Below are 26,078 nucleotides of genomic sequence, written 5' to 3' on the forward strand. Positions count from 1 at the left end.
TTTCGATTTGGTACCTTTATTGTATATGATGTAAACGATTAAGTAAGCGTTTACATATCGGAACGTCAAATATACGGAATCAGTTACAAAAATAACAGGATGAAATGCAAAAGCTGCTTCTTAAATACGAAGCAGCTTTTTAAGTTCTTTTGCATATGTACGACTTACAGGTACCTTAGACCCATCTTTCATAATTAAATTATAAGTAGAGTTAAACCAAGGTTGTATTTCTGAAATATGGTTGATATTCGCAATAAAACTGCGATGAACACGCATAAAGTTTGTTTGTGGTAATTTTTTTTCTAAAATAACAAGTGTATCATGGGTTACATATGTTTCCAGGGTTGTCTTTACAGTTACCTTCCCGTCCACAAGCCCTACATAAACAATATCTTCAATATTCACAAGTACAATGGACTCTTCTATTGGCAGTGCAAGCTTATGCATCTCTGCTGTAACATCTGGAACTTTCACATCCTGCTTTTTCTCTGTTTCACTTTGCTTGCGCTTCTTATATTTTTTCAGTGTCTGTGCAATCCGCTCTTCATCAAACGGCTTTAAAATATAATCTAATGCATCCACCTCAAATGCTTGCAGCGCATATTGATCGTACGCTGTTGCAAAAACAATGGCTGGCGGATTCTTCATTTTCTTTAATATATTCGCAATCTCAAACCCATTATCATCTGAAAGCTGAATATCTAAAAAAACAAGATCTGGCTTGTTCCCCATTAACTTTTCTAATGCATCTTCCACACAATCAGCTTCATCAATTACGTCAACTTCTTTTGTACGCTGTAATAAATATTTCAATTCATCCCGTGCTAACATTTCATCATCAACTACTAATACCTTTAACACCGCTTTCTTCCTCCCCTATGTTTTGGATGGGTATTACAAATGAAATCTCTGTCCCTATTTCTACTTCACTCTTGATATGAAGGGTTGTTTCTTTCCCAAACAATCCTATTAACCGTTGATTAATATTATATAAAGCTGTGCCAGTCCCTTTTTTTGATGGCACAACTGCTTTTCCTAATTGTTCTAGACGCTCTTCTTCAATTCCCTGACCATTATCTTTCACTTTAAAATGAATCATATCTCCCTTAGCGTGTGCATAAACTTCTACCTGGCAAATCGGTTGTTTTTTGGGAAAAGCATGGCGAAGTGCATTTTCTACTAACAATTGCAGTACAAATGGTGGAAGTAAAATCGTCTTTAATCCTTCCCCAATATATGTTTTCACCTCATATTTATTTGGAAATCTCGCTTGCTCTAATGATAAATATGCATGTACATGATTTAATTCTTGTTCTAATGGAATAAGTAACTGACGTGCTCCCTGTAAATTACAACGAAAATAAACGCTAAGTTGTAATAAAAGCTTTCTTGCCTTTTCTACATCTGTACGACATAAAGCTGAAACCGTATTAATTGCATTAAATAGAAAATGTGGGTTAATTTGTGCTTGTAATGCCTTTATTTCTGCATCTTGAAGCAGTTTACTTTGCAATTCTGCTTCTCCTAATTCAAGTTGTGTCGAAAAAATCTTCGCTAATCCTTCTGCTAATTCTTCTTCTACACGACTTAATCGATTTGGATTTTTAAAATAAAGCTTTAATGTCCCAATTGTATTCCCATGTGATGTTAGCGGAATTACTACCGCTGCTTGCAATGGACATCCTTCATGTTGACAATTAATCACCTCTCGTGATTTCGCTTTCATTATTTTCCCTGTTTTTAATACTTCTTTTGATAATCCTGTAATTAAACTATGGGACGGAATATGGTGATCAGATGCTAATCCAACATGTGCTAATATTTTTTCTGTATCTGTTAAAGATACTGCATCTGTCCCTGTAAAACGATGAATAATTTGTGCCACATGCTTACAAGATTCCTCCGTTAAACCTTGGCGAAAGTAAGGTAATGTTTTATCAGCAATCCGAAGCACTTTATGAGTTTGTAAAGCCTTTGCGTTTTCTTCTTGGCGCATAATAGCTTGTACCATAGACAGTAAAATAAAACTACCAAAACTGTTCACGAGAATCATCGGGATTGCGATCGTTTTCACAACGTTTATCCCATCTTCTACAATAAACAGAATCATCACCATTTCTAAAGATACAATAAAAACACTTAAAATAGCAGAAAACTTAGGTGTAATTACACGATTATGCTTTTGAAAAATACGGCCAATATAACCAGTAATAATCCCTGCTAAAATAGACGAAATCGCACAGCTAAGCGCTGTCGTCCCCCCAAGCATATAACGATGAATACCAGCAATAAATCCAACGCCAATCCCAATAATCGGTCCACCTAATAAACCACTAATTCCAACCCCCATAATACGTGTATTGGCAATCGTACTCGATGAAGAGACACCTTGCAGCCAATTTTCATTCATAATTGTATTCCCTGCAATTTCAATCCCTGTGTAATTGCTTACAATTGTAAATAACGAAAAAATACAAATAAGCATAAGCTTATCTTTATATCCATCCTGTTTATGAAGGAGACGTCTGAATGTTTTAATATGAGAAAGTAAAAAACCTAATATAACAATTAACCCAACACGTTCAATCATCATAAGCACTAAATCTAGCATCTGTGATTCATCCTTTATTTGTTTAGTTAGTTTTATTATCGGGAAATAATGGAGCAAGAGTCAAGGATGAATAAATCAACGAAAGTAAAATTATATAAAAATAGGATGTTTTCTTTATTATGAAAACATCCCTTTATCAACTTTGTGGCTCTACTGTTTCTCCAATTGCTTCAATTACTGCTCCAATTGCTTGTACCCAGTTTCCAATAAGCCCAAGTAATTGTTCATCTACTTCTTTCTTTTCCCCCTCTTTCTTATTAGCAGCTTCCTGATCATCAGCATTTTCTTTTTCCATCCGCTCTTCCTTTAAAACATTATATATACCTTGAAACGCTTGTAATCCAGCTCCGAGTGTTTGTATAGAGTTTCCTATTACCTCTAACCATTGAATATTCGGAATGTCTCGCAGTTCATCAACAACTTCTAAAAAAGCCCCTAAAGCTTGCAAACTATTGCCCGTAATGATTAAATAATCATTTTCTTTTTGTTCTTTCTCCATATTCAAAATCGTCCCAATAATATCAGAAATATTCCCTAAGGCTTGCACTTCAGCACCCGTTTTCTCGAGTGATTTTCCTTGCTCCCTCATCGGCTTTATATTATTTTCTTTTTGCTCTTTTGCATCATCTGATTGTTTATTTTCTTTTTCCTGAACGGATTCATCTAACTGTCCGGTTGTTTCCTTTTCACCTTCTTCGTTGTTTATTGAATGTTCTGGCGCCACCGCTTGTAATACATTCCCAAGAGCTTGCAATGACTCCCCAACAATAACAAGCGGATCCTCTACATTTTCTTCTCCTATAAACGCTCTTGTATTTCCAATGGCTGATATAATATTTCCACCCGCTTGAAACCACGCTCCCGTAACTTCGAAACCTCTTGGATTCATGATTCTTCATCCACCCTAAATAAATCTCCTTATAATTTATTACAATATTCGAAAGCCTTGCCCATTGTTTATATACAATTAAAACAAATCCCATTTTACCTCTTTATTCATATAAATACGTATACCCTTTTACAGGAACACGTATGCTTTTTTGGCCTTCTTACAATACTAGGTGAGAAGACCTTTTATTATTCTTCCATAGCGAATGTATAACAAATGAGGAGGAGTAATGAAGTACAACAAAGAGCAGAAGAACCGAAGGGAAAGTACTAGACTAGACTTAATCAAAGAAAAAAGCATTGAAATCTCTTATTTCAATGCTTTTATTTTTATTTATGAAAGAAATTTGGAGTCAAAATGTTATTCGGATAAGGTTTATGATAAATATGTGTTGTAGCTGGTGATAACGGCGGAATAAGCCATACCCAATTTCCTGTCACAACGCGTCCACAAGCTGCTTCTTGCTTTTCAAATTGCCCAAACTGCTGCGCAGCTGTATGGTGATCTACAATACTTACTCCTTGTTTTTTGAAAGAATGCAAAACAGCTACATTTAATTCAACTAACGCCTTATCTTTCCATAATGTACTGTTTCTCGAAGTATCCAAGTTCATCATTTCCGCAACAGCTGGAAGTAAATTATAACGATCATAATCTGCCAAATTACGAGCTCCAATTTCTGTTCCCATATACCAACCATTAAAAGGAGCAGCTGTATAAGAAATACCACCAATTTCTAGACGCATATCTGAAATTATTGGTACTCCATACCACTTTACTCCTAGGTCGGACAATGGATATTCTGGGTGCTCAATCTCAACCTCTTTTACCTCTTCTTTAGGAATTTCCCTATATACAGGTTCTCGTCCATCAACGGAAAATACGAGTGGCAACACATCAAAGTTCGTACCTTCTCCATTCCAACCAAGCCCCTGACAAAACGCTGTAAATGGAACTGAATGAGAATCACCAATCACTCCCATTTCTGTTTCATATCCCGCATAACGAATTAACTGATGGTTATAAATTCGAATGTTGTTTTGTTCACCGTTATACTGCTTAAAAATCGTAATTGTCGGTTTAATTTTCCCGTTATTTGTTGCATATCGAATATGATGAATAAGCGCATTATATACACCTTCCTCATCATTTACTTCACGAGCATCTAATATATGCATTTTATTCCAAAATAATCTTCCGATACATCGATTACTATTTCTCCATGCCATCCGTGCACCATGAACAAGTTCATCAAAAATATGTTCATACGTTCCTGTCCGCTCTATTTCTAACATAATTTGATTGAGACGTTCTTCGATTTGCTGTTCTCTACCAAGCTCTTGATAGCAAGTTGTAATAAACTTCCTTGCCTCATCTATTAATTCTTTCATTTTATCCATAAACAATCTCCTTCTGCTTCAACAAGACACTATTACTTTACAGTATAAGCAAAAAGGAGTGTAGTAACAAACCAAATAGGATGGTCTATCTTCTTCATTACAACTTATATTTTCAGAAAATTAATAGAATTATATGTTTTATTGTTGACTTATAAAAAAAACAGGTGTATTTTTGAGTTGGGTAAATTATCTTTACCTTGCGCAACTTTTTTAATTAAAAAAGGAGGTGAATCATATGGCTTCATTTCATTTGCCTGAACTTTCATATGACTATGATGAACTAGAGCCGTACGAGAAAAAGTCCCATTGCTTGTAATTGATGTATGGGAACATGCTTATTATTTGAAGTATCAGAACCGTCGCCCAGAATTTGTTACAAATTGGTGGAATACTATTAACTGGGATCAAGTAAATGAAAATTATTTAAAAGCAATTAAATCACAAAAACATTAGTTATGCGTATAAGGTACATTTGGTAATGTAAAAGTAGTATCATCGAAATCCTCCAGAATCCCCCGGATTGCCACCGGGGGATTTATACATAACCATTAAATTACTTCAATATAATGTTTCAATATATTATTCACATCAGTCTCTAACTTCCTAAACTGAAATCCTAACTCTTTTGCTCTCGTATTATTTATTGTACAATTTGTCATCCCATTATACGGGGCTGTGTTCTCTCCTTTTGATTCCATACGAGCTTTCATTCCTGTATTCTCTTCTACAAAATGAATAACTTCTCGCATAGAGATCACACCATTACTACATGCATTGATTGGACCGCTTACATCTATCGTACTAAGCCAAGCTAGAAATTCTCCCGCTTCTTTTTCATGTATAAAGGACATTTCTCCATCTATATCTTCTACTACAAAGGGCTTTTCTCTTACAATATTCTCAACATAGAACTGCAATCTCTTTGTATAATCATTTTCACCAATGACAACTGGGAAACGCACTGCAATTACAGGGAATGTTGCATGTTTAAACAAAACGGCCTCTGCTAATCGTTTTCCTTCGCTATAAGAAAAATCATGTCTGTCTCCATAAACAATCGGATACTGATACGGATTGAAATCTCCTTCTTTTACAGATAATGCTGGCTCATAGACAGCCATTGAAGATATAACAATGTATTTTTTTACTTTGTTATGAAGTACATTACATATAACCTGTGCTGCATTGGAGCTATAACAAATGTTATCATATACAACGTCATAGCTTTTTCCTACTAGCACTTTCTGAAGTGCCACTTCATCTTCTCGATCTACAACGAGTCTTTTAACAGCACTACCAAATGAATCTTTCGTAAGTCCTCTCGTTGCAATTGTTACATCGTGTCCAGCTTGCATGAGACTTTCAACTAATCGTTTTCCGAAAAACCTTGTTCCGCCCAATACTAATACCTTTTTCATATTCACCATTCCCTACTTACTATAGTTTTTCATGATGACTGAATTTATGATTATTACCTTTATTAATTATATATAAAAAGCAGGGAATCTCCATACAGATTCCCTGCTCCTCAAATTAAAACAGTTATCGTATTCGATACTTAAAAATACAATAACAAAAATATAAAATTGAAAGCACTGAGACATAAATCCATGCCTGATAGGCTACCGGTGTTCCCCATACCCCCATAAAATAAAGAAGAGATGGAAGCGTGAGCGTTACCCATGATTGTACAAATGCTATTCTCCCAAGATATTGGTTTATATTCTTTTTCTGTACATTTAATACAAAGAATAAATACCAAAGAAGGGCCCACATAAACCAAGTCAGTGCATTAACGATGTCTTGAAATTGAACAAACGACACAACCATATAGAATAATGCAACAATGGCTACCCATAGACAAAACCATCCTAGCCCATTACCACTCATTCCTGTAATAAAAGTGATACCTACATATAAGTACGTCAAACCAAATAGAAAAGTAGCTGCATATGAATACACAGTCCAGTTACTTTGATCTGATATCATAATAAGATAAAACGGAATTACAATTTGTAGTACCCCTACAAATAAATTAAAAACACCTGCACTTTTTTCTTCTGCTTTTCCTAATATAACAAGGCTATTTAAAAATAGTGCTGCACCTGAAAGTAATAATCCAACATAACCCATACCTATTCGTGTGAAAAATTATTCCTTTTCACACCCTATCCTCCCCGCATCATAAAATCATACTAGTAGTATTTTTCTTCTTATTTAGAACTGAATACATAAAAATATATATCAACAACGCCTACCTGTATTTTCACAAAAATAATAAGTCAGACTTCCTACCTCTGAAATTAAAGATATAAAAAATATTAGCTACACAACTCAATGGTTAAAACGCTTTCAATTAAATGCATCAAGAGCAAATAACAAGTAGGATTCCTTGATTATAAACTTACTCTGGGATCGATACAAGTGGATGAAAATAAAAATAACCTTTTTAGCTTTTCTAAAAAGGTCATTTTTTATTTTATGCTTCTTGATAGCCATTTTTATTATTCGACTGCCATTTCCATGAATCCGCGCACATTTCTTCAAGCCCATGCTTTGCTTCCCATCCTAATTCTTTCTTTGCTTTAGAGGCATCCGCAAAACATACCGCTACATCTCCAGGACGGCGCTCTGTAATTTTATATGGAACGGCTTTTCCTGAAACTTTTTCGAAAGCTTCAACCATTTCTAATACACTATAACCAGTACCTGTACCAAGATTATACGCGTCTACTCCTGTTGTATCTAATACTTTTTCAAGAGCCTTCACGTGACCATTTGCAAGGTCAACAACATGGATATAATCACGGACACCTGTACCATCTTTTGTTGGATAGTCATTTCCAAACACACTTAATTCCTTAAGCTTCCCAACTGCTACTTGTGTTACATATGGCATTAAGTTATTTGGAATTCCATTTGGATCTTCTCCGATACGTCCACTTTCATGTGCACCAAATGGGTTGAAGTAACGAAGTAACGCAATGCTCCATTCAGAATCAGCTACAGCTACATCACGCATAATTTGTTCGATCATCAATTTTGTTTGACCGTACGGATTTGTTGCACTTAAAGGAAATTCTTCCGTAATTGGTGATGTTTCAGGAATACCATACACTGTTGCAGATGAACTGAAGATCATTTTCTTCACATTGTGCTTCTGCATCACATCACATAACACTAATGTACTTGTAATATTGTTATGATAATAAGTAAGCGGAATTGCTACTGATTCCCCCACTGCTTTTAAACCAGCAAAATGAATTACCGCTTCAATTATATTTTCTTCAAAAATCGTATCAATTGCCTCATGATTTAAAAGGTCTTCTTTATAAAATTTGAATTGCTTTCCTGTTATTTCTTTTACTCGATTTAACGATTCTAATGAGCTATTAGAAAGGTTATCAACTACTATGATTTCATAACCATTATTTAATAATTCCACGCATGTATGACTACCAATATATCCTGCTCCACCTGTTACAAGTATCGCCATAGTTATAGTCCTCCATATTTTATTTCATTCATTATAAACTTTTAAAATTATACCACATATTTGCTACTATATGTTTATTCATCATATACTTCATTTTACATTTCATCCCATATATAAATGTTAAAATAGTCGCTTTATCCCGCATGAACGGGCATCTCCATCTCAAGATTCAGAGAGAAGCGAAGAAGATAAGTGGAAGATGAAGAAAACCTTCACTGAGGGAAGTTTCATTTTATCCTAAATAATGAAAAGCCACATAACTTCCGCTATGTAGCTCTGCCATATAATTTATTTACGCTAAATTACATAAAAATATATACATAAAAAGTGTGCAAGACTACCTAATAATACAAAAATATGAAAAATTTCATGATGTCCCATATATTTAAATTCTAACCATTTTGGTTTTGCACCATAAATAAATCCACCAATCGTATAAAAAATACCACCAAGTACTAAAAACAAAATACCCTCCATACTTAGATTTTCTGATAGTGGTGCAAAGAATAAAACAATTAGCCATCCCATCATAAGATAAATTGCTGTTGATAGCCATCTCGGACAGTTAAACCAAAACATCTTAAAAACAATGCCACATATAGCTGTTGCATAAACTAGCACAAACAATAGCAAACCATTTGCAGCCTGTAATGTAATTAAGCAAAAAGGTGCATATGTGCCTGCAATTAAGAGAAAAATCATGGAATGATCCAGTTTTCTAAAGAAATAAATAACACGTTCACTTGCTACAACACTGTGATACACCGTCGAAGCCGCATAAAGGATCATCATCCCTACTCCAAATAAGATAACCGCTGAAATTGTAGAAACAGATGGCATTTTGACAGAAACCTTCACCAACATAGCTAAAAGTGCAACAAATGATAAAATAGCGCCTCCTAGATGGGTAAACGCATTAACTGGTTCTCTTACATAAGCATTCACATTAACAACTCCTTATATAATTACATGTAGTTTTGATAACTACATGTAATTATATACACAATTCATCTAGCGGTCAACATTTACAATTCATTTGTTTCGTAATACCATATTTAAAGATAAAGTGTACATTATTCTTACAAAGGTGAGGGTTTATATGGAAAACATAAAGAACTTACTCGAAACATTACATTTAGAAAAAAATATTAAGCTTGAAGATATCCCTAATGTGGATTTATACGTAGATCAAGTTGTTCAACTATTTGAAAATAACTACGGCGATACAACACGAACAGAAGATGAAAAAGTACTTACAAAAACAATGATCAATAACTACGCAAAAGGAAAATTATTCATCCCTATAAAGAATAAGAAATACTCAAAAGAGCATATGATTTTAATTAGTTTAATTTATCAATTAAAAGGTGCTCTCTCCATTAATGATATTAAAAGTTCTTTGGCAAATCTCAATGAGAGACTAATAAACGAGGATACTTTTGAATTGGACAGCCTCTACAAAGATTATCTTGAACTTACAGAAACCAATGTTGAGAACTTTAAAAAGGATGTAGATCATCGGGTAGCTGAGGTAAAAGCTGCTGCTTCATTTGAGGATAAAGAGTTAGAAAAATTCTTATTGCTAACTTCATTTGTAACAATGAGCAATATGTATAGACGTTTAGCAGAGAAATTAGTTGATGATTTGAAAGAATCTTAACCATGAAGAAAAGCCACCTTTCTAGGTGGCTTTTACTTATTTTTGTTTTTCATCACTTTCTAACGCCCTCATTAATTTCACCAAATGAATGTGTATTGGTTTACGTACGCCTATTTTACGGATAATACCATCTTTAGTTAAATCATTTAATAAACCTGTTACCGTTTCGCGAATACTTCCCATCATATTTGCCAATTCTTGATGTGTAATAGAAATTTCAAGTTGTCTCCAATCTTCAGCAGATTCTACTTCTACTCCAAATTTCTCCGATAATTTATATAATAAAAAGAGCAATCGTTTTCTGGCACTGCCATACGCCATATGTTCTAAAAGCTCTTCCATTTCCTTCAGACGATTGGATATTACTTCTATAAACTTTAAAGCGATATCTGGCCTGTCGCGTATGATTTTTTCAAATTGTACTTTATCCATTTTACAGATATGCGAATCTTCCCATGTTTCTGCGTATACACCTTCAGATCCCATTGTAAATACTCCCACTGCGCCAAATACATGCCCCATACCTAATATATCGATCGTAAGCTCTTTTCCATCTTCAGATAATTTATATAAGCGAACTTTACCTGATTTAATCAAATATAAAAATTTTTGTTCCATATGTGGAGATGTAATAATCGTTCCCCTTTTCATCACATCAATCGGGGTATCCGGCTCAATATTCTGTAATTCTTCTAGTTCTAATTCATGAAATAACTGTATCCTTGATAAATATTTTATTTTATCCATGAAATTCCTCCCCTTGTAGTCTAGACTACATATTTTCCGGATGAAGCATACTACACTCTTATGTAAGAATCATTTATTCTATTATCTTATCAAGGAGGACATCGTATGGATATTGTTATTATTATCATTCAGATTGTTTTAGCATGTATGTTTTTATTATCATTCTCCCTAAAAGTTTCACGTGCAAAATCAATGGTTCATCATTGGCATGAGTACCGTTATCCTAAGTGGTTGATGAATGTTATTGCCTTATTAGAGCTAACTAGTGCTATTGGGGTAATTATAGGGTTTTGGCATCTAAACTTCTTAAAATATTCGGCTATTCTTATTGTTTTTCTTATGTTAGGGGCATTACATGCTCATTTCTTTCGCGCAAAACATAAAGCAGTTATGACACTTAATGCGTTTCTTATGCTTATTCTTTCTGTTGTCGTTCTATTGTTTTCACAGAATATGTAAGTAAAATCCCCAAAATAAAAGGAAAAAGTACAGCTTACACCAAAAGAATGTACTTTTTCCTTTTTAATGGTCTCTTTTCGAATTAATCTCCTTATCAAAATACTTAGCTATACTATCCCTATCTGAGCTATTAATAACCATATTAATTCTTCCTTGCAAATATCCATAAAACATCCAATTTGAACATTCTCTTAACTGATTATACTTATCCCTTTTTGCTTTAAAACATAATACCGTATGGCTCTTTTTTATTTTATAATAATATTTAAAGATATCATCATAATCAATAATATACGCCCTTTGAACTTGATAAAGTTCCTTTACTTCATAGATCATAACTTTATGTCTTGTTCCAAAAACAACAAATCGATTTCCTACATCCATAAGCGCTAATGGCATTACAGCATAGTCTGCTGAACACATAAGCGTGCTCAAATAGTAGCCACCTGTAGCTCGTGCTTGAAATTGTAATTCGATAAATTCCTTTTTTTCTAATTCATTATTTGCTTTTTCTTCTATCTCTTTAAAATTTTCTCTAGCAATTCGTTTTCTAATATCTTTTTTCTTATTCTCTAAACTTCCAATAAGGCGCTCCCCTATTGCTTCAAATTGGAGTATTTCTTGTTTATCCCACTGCTCAAAAGCAATTTGATCGATACAATAGTTTTCACAATTCATAATACCCCTCCATTACTCTTTTTAATTTTTGCTTTCCCCTTGATAATCTTGTATACACTGCACTTGTACTCATATGTAACTCTTTTGAAATGTCTCCTATACTCTCATCCACAATATACCTTCGATAAAAGATACTATGGTCTACATCATCTAACTGATTAATCGCTTGCAAAACAAACTCTTTTTCCTCTTCTTTAAGCAATACTTTTTCTACATCTTCGTCATCTTGTAAAATCAGTTGCTCTATTGTTTGTTCAATACGCTTTCGCTTAAGTTTCCTTTTATAATCCAGTGCTTTAAACTTCGCAATAGAAATAATCCAGTTCTTAAGCTGTCCTTTTTCAATTCGAAAATTGTCTATTTTATACCACAGTATAAGAAGAACATCGTTATAGCACTCTTCAATTTCTGCTCTTTCATGATGCTCTCCTAATACACTTCCAATTACTCCATAAATCAACTTACTATATTGAAGAATCAATTGATCCAATGCTTCCGTATTTTGTTTTTTTATTTCATCTATTAATTCCCTATCATTCATATCTGCCCCTCCTTCACTTATATATACGAATATAACAAATATAATCTTACATGATTTCCTTATTTTTCAATAAAAAACGATCCACCCGTTAGAGTGGATCGTTTCTTTTACTTAATCGCCTCATGAACTTTTAACTGCTTACCTTTGATTGTCGTATTTTTCATTACTTTTAAAACAAGTGGGCCTTTCCCGTTTAATATATCAACATAAGAAACATTATCTTGTATCGTAATAATCCCTATATCATCCGCTGTGACACCTGGAATTTTGGCAATTGTACCAACGAAATCTACTGCTCGGATTTTCTTTTTCTTTCCACCATTAAAGTACAACTTCATAATATCTTTATTTAACCCTGCGCTTTTCTCTTTTTTCATAATTGGTTTAGCATATATTTTATCTTCAAAGGCTGCTGTTTTCTTTGCAACATCCTCTTTTGATGGAGCATCCATTTGTGAAATTTCAAAACCAATATATTCTTCAATTTCGGTCAAGAATCTATCTTCATACGGCGTTACAAATGTAATTGCTTTTCCGCTATTACCAGCACGTCCCGTTCTTCCTGTCCGGTGTACATAGCTTTCTTTTTCTAATGGAATATCATAATTAATAACATGGGTAATATTTTCAATATCAATTCCTCGCGCTGCTACATCTGTCGCGACTAAATAACGGAACTTCCCTCTTTTAAAGTCATTCATTACCGCAAAGCGGTCTTCTTGTACCATACCGCCATGAAGTTTATCACAAGGGTAACCAGAACGTTTTAACTGCCTAAATATATGGTCTACATTTTCTTGCGTACGACAGAAAATAATACAACTATCCGGATTTTCAACAGTTGTTATATCTTTTAAAAGTGAAAACTTCTCTTCCTCTCTCACATTCAAAAGACTATGTTCAATTTTATCTGTCGTAATTCCAGACGCCTTTATCTCAATATTGACTGGCGATTTCATATAGGTACGAGATAAATTCTCAACGTCCTCTGGTAATGTCGCAGAAAATAGCATTGTCATTCGTTTTGTAGGTAATTCATCAATGATTGCCTCTACTTGATCGATGAATCCCATATTTAACATCTCATCTGCCTCATCAATCACCAAATATTTCAGACGCTCTAAAGAAAAAGTTCCTTTTTCAATATGATCTAACACACGCCCAGGGGTTCCGACAACAATATGTGTTTTTTGCTTTAATTCTAATTTTTGTCGTGCAAACGGTGATTTTCCGTAAATGGCTGTTGCCTTAATCCGTTTAAATCTTCCTATATTCGTGATATCCTCTTTCACTTGCGCAGCAAGTTCCCTCGTTGGTGTAAGTATTAATGCTTGCGGCTTATTTTCTTCCCATTTGACCATTTCACAAAGCGGGATACCAAATGAGGCCGTTTTCCCGCTTCCAGTTTGTGATTTCACGACAAGATCTTTTTTTTCTAATGCAACTGGAATTACTTTTCCTTGCACTTCTGTTGGCTTCTCATATTTTAAACTAGTAAGTGCTCTTACAATTTCCCTACTCAATGCATATTCTTTAAAACTTTTTCCGCTCATGTACTAACCTCATTTTGTTATGTATTTTAATTTGTTTATTATTTAACTATAATCTAAATATTATATTTGTCATTTCCTACACTTCATTATACTGAAATTATTTCCCTAATCGAAAATTATGTTCATCATTTAATAAGAAAACAAAAAGCAGACTTAGAATAAAGTCCGCTTTTCTATTTCTTATGTTCTACACATATTTATACAGCTTCTTTTGTCTCCTTCAACACTTTCATATTAGCAACTGCTTCTTCATGCTTTGTTTCATCAAACTCATTCTCACTCTTTGCAACAACGATTGTAGCAATCCCATTTCCAATTAAGTTTACGATCGCTCTTCCCTCACTCATAAAACGATCAACACCAAGAAGTAATGCTAATCCTTCTAAAGGGATAACCTTTAGTGCCGCTAACGTAGAAGCTAACACGATAAATCCGCTTCCTGTTACACCAGCAGCACCTTTAGACGTTAACATAAGTACTAAAATAATCGTAATTTGCTGCCCGATTGTTAAATCGACACCAAATACTTGCGCTAAAAAGACAACTGCCATGGATAAATAAATTGATGTACCATCAAGGTTGAAAGAATAACCAGTTGGAATAACAAGTCCAACAACAGATTTTGAACAGCCATATCGCTCCATTTTATTCATCATTCTTGGAAGTACTGATTCCGAAGAACTTGTTCCTAATACGATTAATATTTCATCTCGAATAAACTTCAAATAATTCCATAAGCTAAATCCATATATCTTGCAAATAATGTTTAAGACAACAAATACGAATAAGAACATCGTAATATATACCGACATCATCAATTTTCCAAGTGGTACGAGTGAAGCAAGTCCAAAGTGACCGATTGTATATGCCATAGCACCGAATGCCCCAAGCGGCGCTGCCTTCATTACATAACCAATAATTTTAAAGAATACGTGTGAAAGCTTGTCTAAGAAATCAATCACCGAATTTCCTTTTTCCCCAAGAGCTGCTAGCCCAACACCAAACAAAATGGAAAAGAATAATACTTGTAAAATATCACCCTTTGCAAACGCATCAACCATGTTAGAAGGAACAATATGAGTGACAAAATCAATCCAATTAATCCCCTGTCCCCCGTCTTGTGTATATTTAGATACGTCTCCTTTTGCAAGTTCATTAAAGTTAAGACCTGAACCCGGCTTCATAACATTTACAACGATTAATCCAACAATAAGTGCAAATGTTGTAACAACCTCAAAGTAAATAAAAGCTTTTCCACCGACCTTACCAACCTTCTTCATATCTCCCATTTTGGCAATACCAAGTACAATTGTTAAGAAAATAATTGGTGCAATTACCATTTTTACAGCATTAATAAACGTATCGCCTATCGGCTTCATTTCCTTTCCAACGCTTGGCCACATAAGCCCGACTAATACGCCGAGTGCAATGGCTGTTAATACTTGAAAGGTTAAATTTTTGAACAGTCGTCTCACCTTCACTTCTCCTCCCCCTTTTTCATTTTTGAAAACTTTCCCATCATTATGTTTTTACATAATGATAGCGTTTCCAATTAGAGATGAAAAGTTTATGGTCATAACGAATGTTTTGGTCATTTTGGTCTCATTTTTTTACTTCACGATATACATAACGATTGATTGGTCTTCCAACTCCTCCATATTGAACTGCTAAACGAATCAATCCGCTTTTCTCTAAATAATCTAAGTAGCGCCGAGCGGTAACTCTGGCTATTCCAATTGCACTCGCTACCTCTTCTGCAGAACGAGGTTCATCTTGTTTTTTTACATAATCTTCAATTTCATTCAATGTAAATTCATTTAATCCTTTTGGCAAATTGCTTGATGTTTTTTTAGAACGCCCGGAATATAATAATAAATCAAGCTGTTCCTGTGAAATCGCCCCAGATTCCTTCAGACTCATTCTATATTGCCGATATTTTTCTAGAGCTTGCTGAATTCGGTATAACTTAAAAGGCTTAATAATATAATCCATCGCACCATTTTGAAGCATGAGTTTAATTGTTTCCCTATCTTTTGCAGCAGACACAACGATTACATCTGTTTCTAACTCTTGTTTTCGAAATTCCTGTAATACCTTGATACCATCCTTTTTCGGCATAAAAATATCTAAAATAACGAGATCTGGATTTATTTTTTGGACAAGGTTAATCCCCTCCTCGCCATTGCTAGCGACGGCGACTACTTGAAATCCCTTTACACTTCTAATAAATTCTTTATTTACTTCTTGAACCATTGGATCGTCTTCAACCAATAGTACTTTGATTTCCTCTTTATATTTCATACAATTCCGCCCCCATCTCCATTGGAAAAGTAATGATAAAAGAAGTTCCTTCACCTTGAAAAGATGAAATGCAAATTTCTCCTCTTCCCTTTTCAACAATTTGCTTTACTAGAAAAAGTCCATAACCTGTCCCACTCATTTTATTCACAGTAAATCCCTTCTCATACACCCTTGGTAAATACTCCTCTTTTATGCCGCATCCATTATCCTCAATCAATATCGCACATACATCTTCTGACTGTTCAATACTAATATCAATTTTTTTATTCTCTACATCAGTTTGTTCGAATGATCCAAATGCATTTTCAATTAAGTTACCTAGTAATACAACAAAATCATGTTGATCTAGTTGATAAGGAAATGCTTCTAAATAACTATTTTGATCAATTACAACTTGTATACCTAATTCCCTTCCTCGGCTTATTTTACTCAAGAGGAGACCTGCGATAGCATCATTTTTAATCGTTTCATTTAGAAAATTTGTTACACTTTCCTGTTCTTCTGAAGTGTGAAAAGCAAGTTGCAATGCCTTATCTGCTTTACCAAGTTGAATTAAACCTGCTATTGTATGAAGTTTATTCATATGCTCGTGGCTTTGTACTCGAAGTGCCTCTACAAAGGTTTTCACTCCTGTTAATTCTTCTGCAAGCTTTGTTACTTCAGTACGATCTTGAAAGATTGCCACGGCTCCAATTAATTCATTATCCTTCTTGATTGGTATACGATTACTTAAAATTACCTTCCCACTCACTTTTATCTCTTCATTGTATACTGCCTGATTCCTCTCCACGATTTCTGGAAGTCTTGTATCCTTTAAAACTGTACGGATAGGCTTTCCTACGACATTTCCATCTACATGAAAAACCTGCTTTGCTTTCTCATTAAAAATTGTAATAACTTCTTGGTTATCAATTGCAATCACGCCCTCATTAATCGAATGAAAAGTTGCTGTCCTTTCTTCTAACATTCGCTTAATTTCATATGGTTCTAACTGAAACATCTGTTTTTTTATATGGTTGGCAAGCATTAACGAACCTATCAATCCAAATATTAAAGTTAATATAACAATAAAAGAAATCTCTTCCGCTAGTCCTATCATAATCTCCCAAAAGTTCGGGATTTTGTTCCCTACAACAACAACACCAATTTGATTTAAGCTTTGATCCTTAATGGGCATAAAAGCACGAATTACAGTACCTATCTCTCCTTTTGCTTTTGAAAAATAAATATGTTCCGCAAATGCTGGTTCTTCATCGGCCCCTTTTGATTGCCTTCCAATCATTTCTTTCACAGGATGAGAATATCGAATTCGCTCCATATTCATTACTACAATATAATCTGTTTCATTAATCACCCGAATATTTTCAATAACAGGATTCAATGTAAACCACCCCGTTTTTTCCTGAAGTGATTTCTTTACATCTGACAGTTCCGCTACTGTCCGCGCCGTATTCATAGATCTAATTCTTAATTCTTTTTCTTCCTTCTGTTGAATATTTGCGATGATAATAATTCCACCTATCAGTAATGAAAAGATAACTACAGCATAGGATAAAATCGTAATTTTCCAGCGGATGGGCAATTGTTTCACTGTTCATTCCCCTTTCCTCTAAAAGCATCTTTACGAATAAAAATCTTGTCGGTATGCTTACAATAACAACCCAAGAGGAGGTTTAAGATGAAAAAAATAGTTACTTTTATACTCCTTGTTATTGTTTTAATTACTAGTGCTTTATTTGTAGGGTCTCACAGTCTTTTTTCCCAAAGTAAACTTGCTTATGACGATGACCAAGAAGGGCTGAAAAAACAAATTGTTTTCAAATTTAGTCACGTTGTGGCAGAAAATACCCCTAAAGGGCTTGCTGCTAGTAAATTTGCTGAGCTTGTGAACGAGAAATCGAATGGGACTATAAAAATAGAAATTTTCCCAAACGGGAGCCTCTACTCTGATATAGAAGAAATCCGTGCTTTAAAAGCTGGACAAGTTCATTTTATTGCTCCTTCTACTTCAAAGCTTGGCATGCTATCTCACGAATGGGGTGTACTAGATTTGCCATTTGCTTTTCCAAATTATGAAGCCATTCAAGAAGGCTTAAACGGAAAAATTGGGGAACAATTACTTCAGTCCTTACAAAAAGATAAAATTAAAGGTCTTGCCCATTGGTCAAATGGCTTTAAACAAATCACTTCAAATAAAGGGCCTATTTATACACCTGAAGATATACAAGGACAATCCTTTCGCATTATGCAAAGCGATGTGATCCAATCTCAATTTGATTTATTAAAAGTTGATGCACACCAAGATTCATTTAATTCTACATATAAATTAATTGAAACTGGCAAAGTTGATGGTGAAGAAAATACAATTTCAAATATCTACTCTAAAAAATTTTATAACGTTCAAAACTATTTGACAATTAGTAATCATGGGTATTTAGGCTATGTTGTCATGATGGATCAAAAAACATGGAATCAACAAACAGAAAAAACGAAGCAAATACTACTTGACGCAATAAAAGAAACGACTGACTGGAATAATCATCAGTCCATCCGAATGAATGAAGAACAACTTGAACTTATTAAACAAAATTCATCCATTCAAATTCATGAACTAACTAATGCACAAAAGAAAGAATGGGAAAAGGCATTAGCTCCTATATATGAAGATCTTGCTCCTACAATTGGAGAGAATTTAATAAATGATTTAAAAGAATTGAAAAAGAAATATCAATTTCTTGAAGAGAATAAATAACAAAGAAAAAGGGTATTGTTTAATACTCTTTTTCTTTGTTAAGTCCGTCATTATATATATTGAAATATTATTCCGATATTATCATTCGAACTTTTGTAATATACATTTTTAAAATGCGAACATTTTTCTAATATAAAAGAAGTTTAATTCGGTATTACTTCTATAAAAATTAGATTTCACACCTATATTTGCTAAATAAACAATAAAAAACTTTGACTTATTGGTAAAAATAATGTACATTATCAAATGGACGAACATTTTTAATGATACACAATGAAATATTCGTATTTAGGGGTGTAAATGATGGAAAACGTATTCGACTATGAAGATATTCAATTAATTCCGGCAAAATGTGTGGTAAATAGCCGTTCTGAATGTGATACAACTGTAACTTTAGGTAAACATAAATTTAAATTACCCGTGGTACCTGCAAATATGCAAACAATTATAGATGAAAAGATTGCTACTTACTTAGCAGAAAGTGGCTATTTCTATGTAATGCATCGTTTTGAACCAGAGAAACGTACATCTTTTATTAAAGATATGCACTCACGTGGATTAATCGCATCTATTAGTGTTGGAGTTAAAGAAGAAGAATATGGATTTATACAACAATTAGCTGAAGAACACCTTGTACCTGAGTACATTACAATAGATATTGCACATGGCCATTCCAATGCTGTAATAAAAATGATTCAACATATTAAAGAACATTTACCTGAGAGCTTTGTTATCGCAGGAAACGTTGGAACTCCAGAAGCAGTAAGAGAATTAGAAAATGCTGGTGCTGATGCAACAAAAGTAGGCATTGGTCCTGGTAAAGTATGTATTACGAAAATTAAAACTGGATTTGGAACTGGCGGTTGGCAATTAGCCGCTTTACGCTGGTGTTCAAAAGCAGCAAGTAAACCAATTATTGCTGACGGAGGCATTCGTACACATGGTGATATCGCTAAATCCATTAGATTCGGCGCAACTATGGTTATGATTGGTTCTTTATTTGCTGGACATGAAGAATCTCCAGGAGAAACAATTGAAAGAGATGGGAAACTCTATAAAGAATACTTTGGTTCAGCTTCAGAATTCCAAAAAGGTGAAAAGAAAAATGTTGAAGGCAAAAAAATGTTTGTCGAACACAAAGGTTCTTTAGAAGACACATTAATCGAAATGGAGCAAGATCTTCAATCTTCCATTTCTTATGCTGGCGGAACGAAATTAGAATCAATTCGTACTGTAGATTATGTTGTCGTGAAAAACTCAATCTTTAATGGTGATAAAGTATACTAAGGGATATTCTCCATTTTAAATGTAATAAATATTTGATTGTTATATAAAAAACGAGCAAGTACTTCATTTCGTGCTTGCTCGTTTTTCTTATGATACGATTCAATGTACATAACCAATCAGAGATTCCTCCGATTCCCTTATCAAATAGATAAATAGTTTAAATTAACAGAATTTTCTAGTATTATTTTATTAAATATTAGAAATAATAAGGAGGGATTCAAAATGGAAAATGTAATAGAGAAACGTCTTAATCGCTCAGAAGTCCCTGTTGAATTAACATGGGACCTTACTGATTTATTTATGTCCAATCAGGATTGGGAAGATGCACTCAAAGTGCTGGACGAAGATATGAAGAAAATAGATACCTTTAAAACAACTTTGCATAATGGACCAAGGGTTTTATTAGATTGCCTACTCTTACAAGAGCAACTGTTGATGAAATTGATTAAACTTTTGACATTTGCAAACTTAAAAGAATCTACAGACCGAACAGATCCGATTATCCAAGCAAATTCATCAAAAATTTCTGCCTTAGGCACAAAGCTGCATACAGCCCTATCTTTTATTCCAAATGAAGTTCTGCTACTTCCTGAAGGAACAATTGAAAAATATCTTCAAGATGAAACAGAGCTTGAGCCTTTCCGTAAATCGCTATTAGACATTCTGGAAACGAGAAAGCATAAGCTTGAGCCAGAAACAGAAGAAGCACTCGCAGCGCTTGGTGAAGTACATGGAGCACCTTATAAAATCTATGGAATGACTAAGTTAGCAGATATGGAGTTTTCTCCTATACAGGATGAACAAGGCGCGGAATTACCGGTATCCTTTGCATTATTTGAAAGTCGCTACGAGTTTTCTCCTAACACAGATATTCGCAGAAAAGCGTATAAATCTTTCATTTCAACGCTCAAACAATATAAAAACACTGTTGCTGCTACTTACTCAACAGAGGTCATGAAGCAAGTAACACTCTCTCGTTTACGTAAGTATGATTCTGTCACTCATATGCTTTTGGATCCACAGAAAGTAACACTTGAAATGTATAACAATCAGCTAGATATTATTTATAAAGAATTAGCACCTCATATGCGCCGCTTTGCTGCGCTTAAAAAGAAAGTTTTAGGACTTGAACAAATGCTTTTTTGTGACTTGCATGCACCGCTAGATCCAGATTTCAATCCAACAATAAATTACAAAGAAGCTGGTAAATTAATTCAGGAATCTTTAAAAGTATTGGGCCCTGAATACAGTGCAATCATAGAAAAAGGTTTTAAAGAAAGATGGGTAGACCTCGCAGATAATGTTGGAAAATCAACTGGCGCCTTCTGCTCTAGCCCATATGGATCACATCCTTACATCCTCATTACGTGGCAAGGTAATATGCGTGGATGTTTTACATTAGCACATGAATTCGGACATGCCGGACATTTTTATTTAGCAAATAAAAATCAACGTATGATGAACGTTCGTCCGTCCTTGTATTTCGTTGAAGCACCATCTACGATGAATGAAGTGCTACTTGCCCAGCATTTGCTAGCTACAAATGAAGATAAGAGAATGCGCCGATGGGTTATCTTACAGTTACTAGGAACTTATTATCATAATTTTGTCACCCATTTACTTGAAGCCGAATATCAACGTAGGGTATACACTTTAGCTGAGGATGGAAAAGCCCTTACTGCAACAACATTAACAGAAGTAAAAACGAATGTTCTTTCTGAGTTTTGGGGAGATACGGTTAAAATTGATGAAGGAGCAGGTTTAACTTGGATGCGTCAACCGCATTATTATATGGGTTTATATCCATACACGTATTCTGCCGGTTTAACTGCATCGACTGCTGTAGCCCAGTTGATTCAAGAAGAAGGACAGCCAGCTATTGATCGTTGGCTCGATGTACTGCGTGCAGGCGGAACGATGGAACCAATTGAACTACTAAAACATGCTGGAGTTGATATGTCGACACCAGAGCCAGTCCGTAAAGCTGTTTCTTATGTTGGTTCATTAATTGATGAGTTAGAACGTTCTTATCAAGAGTAATCAAAAATGAGCCCCCATGAGAATGTATTTACCATTCTTATGAGGGCTCATTTCTTATTTTCCAAATCTTTTACGATACCCACATTTTCTACATAATTCCTCTACTGCCACTCTACGTGAAAATCCATCTACAAGATTTTTAGCTCTATCCCTTTCGATAATCTCAGAGAATGAGGCCTCATTAATATTTCCAAGGTTAATGATTCCCTCACCATCTAAACAACAAGGAATAACAGTTCCGTTTGCTAAAATACCTGCTTGATTTCGAAGACCATGACAGAAGCCCTTTCCATCGTCCTCTTCTTCATGCAAGGCCGGCCACTGAAATTCGTAATCTTGGTTAATGAAAATGCGATCCGCAATCTTCACACCACTTCCTGGGGTGATCTTCTCTTCAATTTTGTATGGTAAATCAAATTCTTTCTCAATAATTTCTAATAATTGTCTGTTTCTTTGTATTTCAAGATTCGTCTTATTGTCTTGTGTCAGGTTCCATAGTCTCAGCGAAACAATTAATTCTGATTGACTCGTTGCTTCTTTAATAAAAGAAAGGATGCTTCTTACATATCCTTCTTTATCTTCAGATCCTGGATGACCATCAAAACTATGAAGTGAAAAATTCATCTGTCTTAATGCAGGTTTATTTAATAATTTATGCCTCTTTTTATTAATTAACGTTCCATTGGTTGTAATATTAACTTTAAACCCTTTTTCATGACTTAAGTCTAGCAATTGATCTATTTTAGGATGGAGCAACGGCTCACCTTTTACATGTAAATAAATGTAGTCTGTGTGAGGTTTAATCTGGTCTAATCTCTTAGAAAAATCCTCCACAGAAAGAAATTGCTTCTGTCGTTCTGTTGGCGGACAAAAACTGCATGCAAGATTACATACACTAGTAATCTCTAAGTAAAACTTCTTAAACTTTTTCAATCTTAATTCCCCACTTCTTTGACTACTTAGAACAGAACGAAATATTGTTCTATCACTATTACAGCATAATTTCTCCAAAATGAAAATATGCTTATTCAAGACACATGTTACCATTTTCACTCAAAAAATATGTAGAAGACCATCAGAAACTTGTCTCCGATAATCTTCTACCATTCACACACTAGTGTATTACTATACTATTATTACAACAAGAATACCAAAATATATATCTTTTAGTTTATATATTAATATATTTTTACTTAAAATCCGGTTCACCATATTGTATTTCATGAGGGTTATATTTCCACCTATTTTAAGCCAGTAAGATCGTTATATACGTAAAATATTGATACCTTAAAGAGAGGGACTTTAAATTGTAACTGATTGTTCAACCTTATTGTTTGGATTACTTTCTCTTTTGATTCTTATCGCTCTAAGAAACATCCCTATTCCAAGAAATAAGACCGTTGCAATAACTCCGCTGATTGGATTATATGACGCATGTAGTTCTCCTGCTGTAAACTATCTACTTTTATAACAGCTGTACCAATATAAACACCCCTTGGCACAATTGTGTCAAGGGGTGTTTATATCAAGATTTAACTTCTACTTTAGTTTTCTAAAAAACAGCTTAAAATAGCGATTTTTTCCGGTATAATATTCGGAATTTTCCCTTTTAATTACATTATACTTGAATACAAGCGTAGACTCTGCAACTGTATTTCACAATAAAGAACATCCTATTTGAAAAATCTTATTTACTTATGATACGGTTCACCACGATTAATCCGAAACGCCCGATACACTTGCTCTAAAAGTACCAATCTCATCAACTGATGCGGCAGTGTCATTTTCGAGAATGAAAGTGATTCGTTAGAGCGCTTCATCACTTCCGAGCTAAGGCCTAGTGAGCCCCCGATTACAAATGCCACTTTACTTTTTCCATATGTCGCAAGGCGATCAAGATTCGCTGCAAATTCTTCTGATGACTTTTGTTTTCCTTCGATTGCTAATGCAATAACATGTGTATCATCTGAAATTTTATCCAGTATACGTATACCTTCTTTTTCTTTTACAATTAACATTTCTGCTTCACTTAAATTTTCCGGCGCTTTTTCATCCGGCAATTCAATAACTTCTACTTTTGCATACGCAGATAGTCGTTTTAAGTATTCTGCAATACCTTGTTTTAAATATTTTTCTTTTAATTTTCCAATTGAAATAATCGAGATATTCACACGTATTCCCCACCTTACAAACACGTTATCCACAAAACTTATCCACATATCCACATACACTACCCACATATTGTGTGAGAATCTGTGTTCGATACAACATATGTCGCCTTATTTTGACAAAATTCACATGTTTTTTGTTCTTTTTCTGAGTTATCCACACTGTTGATAATCGGCGCCACTTCACACTCATCCACAATGATATCTAGTGCTAACTCTACATGTTCTAGACAACAAGGTAAATCCATATTCTTCACCTCACTTTTCCACAATAGAAAACAGGAGGGCTGTCCTCCTGTTTTCTTAATAGTTTTGACTGCCTAATTTCACTGTTGTTGTTGACCTTTTTGTACCATGATAAAATGTTAGTGTCATTTTATCATCGATTTTTTTATTATATAAAACTGTTCGGAATCCAATAATATCATGCACTGGTTTTCCATCGATTGCTACAATTACATCATATTCTCGTAACCCAGCATCTGCACCAGGTGATGGACTTTTTACATCTAAAATACAAACGCCCGTTGTTACACTACTTGGTAAATGCAATGTTTCGGACCAGTGATAATTCGGAATTTCATTTAAAGATCTTAGTTCGACCCCAACATAAGGGCGCCTTACTTTCCCGTGCTTTTCAAGCTCATTCATAACAGGAACTGCTCTTGTAACTGGGATAGCAAGCCCAATTCCTTCTACTTCTTTCGCTGCAATTTTCATCGAGTTGATTCCAATAAGTTGTCCTGCCACATTTACAAGTGCACCGCCACTATTCCCTGGGTTAATAGCTGCATCTGTTTGCAATACTTCTACTTGCCAGTCATAATGCCCATCTTGATCTAAGTCTACAGGTACAATTCTCTCATTTGCAGAAATAATTCCTTGTGTAACAGTTCCTGAAAATTGTAATCCAAGTGGGTTTCCAATTGCAATAACTGCTTCTCCACGACGAACCGTATTAGAATCACCAATTTCAATTACTTTCTTTATTGGTTTTGCATCTATTTCTAGAACAGCTAAATCTGTAACTACATCGCTACCTAATATTTTACCAGGAACCTTTTTTCCATCACTTAAGCTCACCTCAATACGATTCGCTCCCGCAACAACATGATGATTTGTTACGATATAAGCATGACCATTTGTTTTCTTATAAATGACGCCTGATCCTGTCCCAGCTTCTGAATCTGCTTCTGAAAAATTATCACGCTGAATGTTTATTACACCAACAACCGCTTCCGATGCACGATCAACAGCATCTACAAAACCAGAATGGTTCGCTGTTTGTGATTGCTTTACTATCATATTCTCTTCACTTGCTTCAGCTTGCTGTAATGGGCTAGTTTCAGATTCAGAAAATAAAGGAGCTCCAAATGCAAACAATGAAGCCCCAACAATTGTTCCTGCTATGCTAGAAATAACGATACCTTTGTTCTTCTTTTTACCTGTTCGTTTCATACGAAATTCTTCTTCATCAATAAAGGACATACTTGTTC

The 26,078-nt window shown here is 34.5% G+C and carries 24 protein-coding genes and 2 pseudogenes; 6 read left to right on the forward strand and 20 right to left on the reverse strand.

Annotation, left to right across the window (positions count from 1 at the left end; all coding sequences use genetic code 11):
* Nucleotides 1-120: 120 nt before the first annotated feature.
* From J4P91_RS20920 to J4P91_RS20935, 4 genes are all read right to left on the reverse strand, one after another.
* Complete coding sequence (locus J4P91_RS20920) at nucleotides 121-861, reverse strand: LytR/AlgR family response regulator transcription factor (protein ID WP_017150049.1); 741 nt, start codon at nucleotides 859-861, stop codon at nucleotides 121-123.
* Nucleotides 839-2,611 (reverse strand): sensor histidine kinase, encoded by a 1,773-nt coding sequence (locus J4P91_RS20925; RefSeq protein WP_017150050.1) that lies wholly within the window; start codon nucleotides 2,609-2,611, stop codon nucleotides 839-841. Before J4P91_RS20925 ends, J4P91_RS20920 begins: the two co-directional genes overlap by 23 nt.
* Before the next feature lie 136 nt (nucleotides 2,612-2,747).
* Nucleotides 2,748-3,500 (reverse strand): DUF6944 family repetitive protein, encoded by a 753-nt coding sequence (locus tag J4P91_RS20930; RefSeq protein WP_207995677.1) that lies wholly within the window; start codon nucleotides 3,498-3,500, stop codon nucleotides 2,748-2,750.
* A gap of 329 nt (nucleotides 3,501-3,829) precedes the next feature.
* Nucleotides 3,830-4,900, reverse strand: a complete 1,071-nt coding sequence (locus J4P91_RS20935) for a nitric oxide synthase oxygenase (protein ID WP_207995678.1) — start codon at nucleotides 4,898-4,900, stop codon at nucleotides 3,830-3,832.
* Between the two features lie 297 nt (nucleotides 4,901-5,197).
* Between J4P91_RS20935 and J4P91_RS20940 the strand changes: the two are divergent.
* Nucleotides 5,198-5,353: pseudogene (locus J4P91_RS20940) on the forward strand (Fe-Mn family superoxide dismutase); the annotation flags it as partial.
* 95 nt (nucleotides 5,354-5,448) lie between these two features.
* Here J4P91_RS20940 and J4P91_RS20945 read toward each other — a convergent pair.
* The 4 genes from J4P91_RS20945 to trhA all read right to left on the reverse strand — a co-directional run bounded on the left by J4P91_RS20945 (nucleotide 5,449) and on the right by trhA (nucleotide 9,341).
* Nucleotides 5,449-6,318, reverse strand: coding sequence for an NAD-dependent epimerase/dehydratase family protein (locus tag J4P91_RS20945; protein ID WP_207995679.1), 870 nt, complete (start codon nucleotides 6,316-6,318; stop codon nucleotides 5,449-5,451).
* Between the two features lie 124 nt (nucleotides 6,319-6,442).
* Nucleotides 6,443-7,033, reverse strand: a complete 591-nt coding sequence (locus J4P91_RS20950; protein WP_207995680.1) for an AmiS/UreI family transporter — start codon at nucleotides 7,031-7,033, stop codon at nucleotides 6,443-6,445.
* Between the two features lie 346 nt (nucleotides 7,034-7,379).
* Nucleotides 7,380-8,396 (reverse strand): UDP-glucose 4-epimerase GalE, encoded by a 1,017-nt coding sequence (gene galE, locus J4P91_RS20955; protein WP_207995681.1) that lies wholly within the window; start codon nucleotides 8,394-8,396, stop codon nucleotides 7,380-7,382.
* A 297-nt stretch (nucleotides 8,397-8,693) separates the two neighbouring features.
* Nucleotides 8,694-9,341 carry a PAQR family membrane homeostasis protein TrhA gene (trhA, locus tag J4P91_RS20960; protein ID WP_207995682.1) on the reverse strand — a complete coding sequence of 216 codons (648 nt, stop codon included), beginning with the start codon at nucleotides 9,339-9,341 and terminating at the stop codon, nucleotides 8,694-8,696.
* Nucleotides 9,342-9,495: 154 nt separating this feature from the next.
* Between trhA and J4P91_RS20965 the strand changes: the two genes are divergently transcribed.
* Complete coding sequence (locus tag J4P91_RS20965) at nucleotides 9,496-10,056, forward strand: DUF1836 domain-containing protein (RefSeq protein WP_207995683.1); 561 nt, start codon at nucleotides 9,496-9,498, stop codon at nucleotides 10,054-10,056.
* Between the two features lie 36 nt (nucleotides 10,057-10,092).
* Here J4P91_RS20965 and J4P91_RS20970 read toward each other — a convergent pair whose 3' ends face one another.
* On the reverse strand, nucleotides 10,093-10,803 hold the full coding sequence (locus tag J4P91_RS20970) for a Crp/Fnr family transcriptional regulator (protein WP_207995684.1): 711 nt from the start codon (nucleotides 10,801-10,803) through the stop codon (nucleotides 10,093-10,095).
* Between the two features lie 105 nt (nucleotides 10,804-10,908).
* Here J4P91_RS20970 and J4P91_RS20975 point away from each other — a divergent pair, with 105 nt between their 5' ends.
* Entirely contained in the window at nucleotides 10,909-11,262 is a 354-nt protein-coding gene (locus J4P91_RS20975) for a DoxX family protein (RefSeq protein WP_207995685.1), read from the forward strand.
* Between the two features lie 63 nt (nucleotides 11,263-11,325).
* Here J4P91_RS20975 and J4P91_RS20980 read toward each other — a convergent pair whose 3' ends face one another.
* The 6 genes from J4P91_RS20980 to J4P91_RS21005 all read right to left on the reverse strand — a co-directional run bounded on the left by J4P91_RS20980 (nucleotide 11,326) and on the right by J4P91_RS21005 (nucleotide 17,926).
* A complete protein-coding gene (locus tag J4P91_RS20980; protein WP_207995686.1) occupies nucleotides 11,326-11,940 on the reverse strand; it encodes a hypothetical protein in 615 nt (204 codons plus the stop codon).
* Nucleotides 11,930-12,481, reverse strand: a complete 552-nt coding sequence (locus tag J4P91_RS20985) for a sigma-70 family RNA polymerase sigma factor (protein ID WP_207995687.1) — start codon at nucleotides 12,479-12,481, stop codon at nucleotides 11,930-11,932. The genes J4P91_RS20980 and J4P91_RS20985 overlap by 11 nt, the downstream gene beginning before the upstream one ends.
* Nucleotides 12,482-12,588: 107 nt before the next feature.
* On the reverse strand, nucleotides 12,589-14,034 hold the full coding sequence (locus J4P91_RS20990; RefSeq protein WP_207995688.1) for a DEAD/DEAH box helicase: 1,446 nt from the start codon (nucleotides 14,032-14,034) through the stop codon (nucleotides 12,589-12,591).
* A 197-nt stretch (nucleotides 14,035-14,231) separates the two neighbouring features.
* Entirely contained in the window at nucleotides 14,232-15,509 is a 1,278-nt protein-coding gene (dctP, locus tag J4P91_RS20995) for a C4-dicarboxylate transporter DctP (protein ID WP_017150064.1), read from the reverse strand.
* Nucleotides 15,510-15,636: 127 nt separating this feature from the next.
* On the reverse strand, nucleotides 15,637-16,335 hold the full coding sequence (locus J4P91_RS21000) for a response regulator (RefSeq protein ID WP_207995689.1): 699 nt from the start codon (nucleotides 16,333-16,335) through the stop codon (nucleotides 15,637-15,639).
* Nucleotides 16,325-17,926 (reverse strand): ATP-binding protein, encoded by a 1,602-nt coding sequence (locus J4P91_RS21005; RefSeq protein WP_207995691.1) that lies wholly within the window; start codon nucleotides 17,924-17,926, stop codon nucleotides 16,325-16,327. The genes J4P91_RS21000 and J4P91_RS21005 overlap by 11 nt, the downstream gene beginning before the upstream one ends.
* Nucleotides 17,927-18,013: 87 nt before the next feature.
* On the opposite strand from J4P91_RS21005, the gene J4P91_RS21010 reads away from it, so the two are divergent.
* The 3 genes from J4P91_RS21010 (at nucleotide 18,014) to pepF (ending at nucleotide 22,414) form a co-directional block, all read left to right on the forward strand.
* Entirely contained in the window at nucleotides 18,014-19,087 is a 1,074-nt protein-coding gene (locus J4P91_RS21010) for a DctP family TRAP transporter solute-binding subunit (RefSeq protein WP_207995692.1), read from the forward strand.
* Between the two features lie 303 nt (nucleotides 19,088-19,390).
* Nucleotides 19,391-20,374: a GMP reductase gene (gene guaC / locus J4P91_RS21015; RefSeq protein ID WP_207995694.1), complete on the forward strand. Its 984-nt coding sequence runs from the start codon at nucleotides 19,391-19,393 to the stop codon at nucleotides 20,372-20,374.
* 222 nt (nucleotides 20,375-20,596) lie between these two features.
* Nucleotides 20,597-22,414, forward strand: a complete 1,818-nt coding sequence (gene pepF, locus J4P91_RS21020) for an oligoendopeptidase F (protein ID WP_207995697.1) — start codon at nucleotides 20,597-20,599, stop codon at nucleotides 22,412-22,414.
* 54 nt (nucleotides 22,415-22,468) lie between these two features.
* Here the strand turns inward: pepF and J4P91_RS21025 are convergent, their stop codons facing one another.
* The 5 genes and pseudogenes from J4P91_RS21025 to J4P91_RS21045 all read right to left on the reverse strand — a co-directional run bounded on the left by J4P91_RS21025 (nucleotide 22,469) and on the right by J4P91_RS21045 (nucleotide 26,070).
* The gene (locus J4P91_RS21025; RefSeq protein ID WP_017150071.1) at nucleotides 22,469-23,347 is read right to left on the reverse strand and encodes a radical SAM/SPASM domain-containing protein; all 879 of its coding nucleotides are present in this window, start codon (nucleotides 23,345-23,347) and stop codon (nucleotides 22,469-22,471) included.
* A gap of 369 nt (nucleotides 23,348-23,716) precedes the next feature.
* Nucleotides 23,717-23,839: pseudogene (locus tag J4P91_RS21030) on the reverse strand (CPBP family intramembrane glutamate endopeptidase); the annotation flags it as partial.
* 266 nt (nucleotides 23,840-24,105) lie between these two features.
* A complete protein-coding gene (gene rlmH / locus J4P91_RS21035; protein ID WP_001026999.1) occupies nucleotides 24,106-24,585 on the reverse strand; it encodes a 23S rRNA (pseudouridine(1915)-N(3))-methyltransferase RlmH in 480 nt (159 codons plus the stop codon).
* Nucleotides 24,586-24,644: 59 nt separating this feature from the next.
* Nucleotides 24,645-24,830 (reverse strand): CxxH/CxxC protein, encoded by a 186-nt coding sequence (locus J4P91_RS21040; RefSeq protein ID WP_207995698.1) that lies wholly within the window; start codon nucleotides 24,828-24,830, stop codon nucleotides 24,645-24,647.
* Between the two features lie 55 nt (nucleotides 24,831-24,885).
* A complete protein-coding gene (locus tag J4P91_RS21045; protein WP_207995700.1) occupies nucleotides 24,886-26,070 on the reverse strand; it encodes a S1C family serine protease in 1,185 nt (394 codons plus the stop codon).
* Nucleotides 26,071-26,078 lie beyond the last annotated feature (8 nt).

It is taken from the genome of Bacillus sp. XF8, assembly GCF_017498755.1.
Taxonomy (GTDB): Bacteria; Bacillota; Bacilli; order Bacillales; family Bacillaceae_G; genus Bacillus_A; species Bacillus_A bingmayongensis.

Bases quoted from the DNA above. Each gene is read 5' to 3' on its own strand.
- J4P91_RS20925 (WP_017150050.1), bottom strand. From the start codon at position 2,611: ATGCTAGATTTAGTGCTTATGATGATTGAACGTGTTGGGTTAATTGTT.
- J4P91_RS20930 (WP_207995677.1), bottom strand. From the start codon at position 3,500: ATGAATCCAAGAGGTTTCGAAGTTACGGGAGCGTGGTTTCAAGCGGGT.
- J4P91_RS20935 (WP_207995678.1), bottom strand. From the start codon at position 4,900: ATGGATAAAATGAAAGAATTAATAGATGAGGCAAGGAAGTTTATTACA.
- J4P91_RS20945 (WP_207995679.1), bottom strand. From the start codon at position 6,318: ATGAAAAAGGTATTAGTATTGGGCGGAACAAGGTTTTTCGGAAAACGA.
- J4P91_RS20950 (WP_207995680.1), bottom strand. From the start codon at position 7,033: ATGGGTTATGTTGGATTATTACTTTCAGGTGCAGCACTATTTTTAAAT.
- galE (WP_207995681.1), bottom strand. From the start codon at position 8,396: ATGGCGATACTTGTAACAGGTGGAGCAGGATATATTGGTAGTCATACA.
- J4P91_RS20965 (WP_207995683.1), top strand. From the start codon at position 9,496: ATGGAAAACATAAAGAACTTACTCGAAACATTACATTTAGAAAAAAAT.
- J4P91_RS20970 (WP_207995684.1), bottom strand. From the start codon at position 10,803: ATGGATAAAATAAAATATTTATCAAGGATACAGTTATTTCATGAATTA.
- J4P91_RS20975 (WP_207995685.1), top strand. From the start codon at position 10,909: ATGGATATTGTTATTATTATCATTCAGATTGTTTTAGCATGTATGTTT.
- J4P91_RS20980 (WP_207995686.1), bottom strand. From the start codon at position 11,940: ATGAATTGTGAAAACTATTGTATCGATCAAATTGCTTTTGAGCAGTGG.
- J4P91_RS20985 (WP_207995687.1), bottom strand. From the start codon at position 12,481: ATGAATGATAGGGAATTAATAGATGAAATAAAAAAACAAAATACGGAA.
- J4P91_RS20990 (WP_207995688.1), bottom strand. From the start codon at position 14,034: ATGAGCGGAAAAAGTTTTAAAGAATATGCATTGAGTAGGGAAATTGTA.
- J4P91_RS21000 (WP_207995689.1), bottom strand. From the start codon at position 16,335: ATGAAATATAAAGAGGAAATCAAAGTACTATTGGTTGAAGACGATCCA.
- J4P91_RS21010 (WP_207995692.1), top strand. From the start codon at position 18,014: ATGAAAAAAATAGTTACTTTTATACTCCTTGTTATTGTTTTAATTACT.
- guaC (WP_207995694.1), top strand. From the start codon at position 19,391: ATGGAAAACGTATTCGACTATGAAGATATTCAATTAATTCCGGCAAAA.
- pepF (WP_207995697.1), top strand. From the start codon at position 20,597: ATGGAAAATGTAATAGAGAAACGTCTTAATCGCTCAGAAGTCCCTGTT.
- J4P91_RS21040 (WP_207995698.1), bottom strand. From the start codon at position 24,830: ATGGATTTACCTTGTTGTCTAGAACATGTAGAGTTAGCACTAGATATC.
- J4P91_RS21045 (WP_207995700.1), bottom strand. From the start codon at position 26,070: ATGTCCTTTATTGATGAAGAAGAATTTCGTATGAAACGAACAGGTAAA.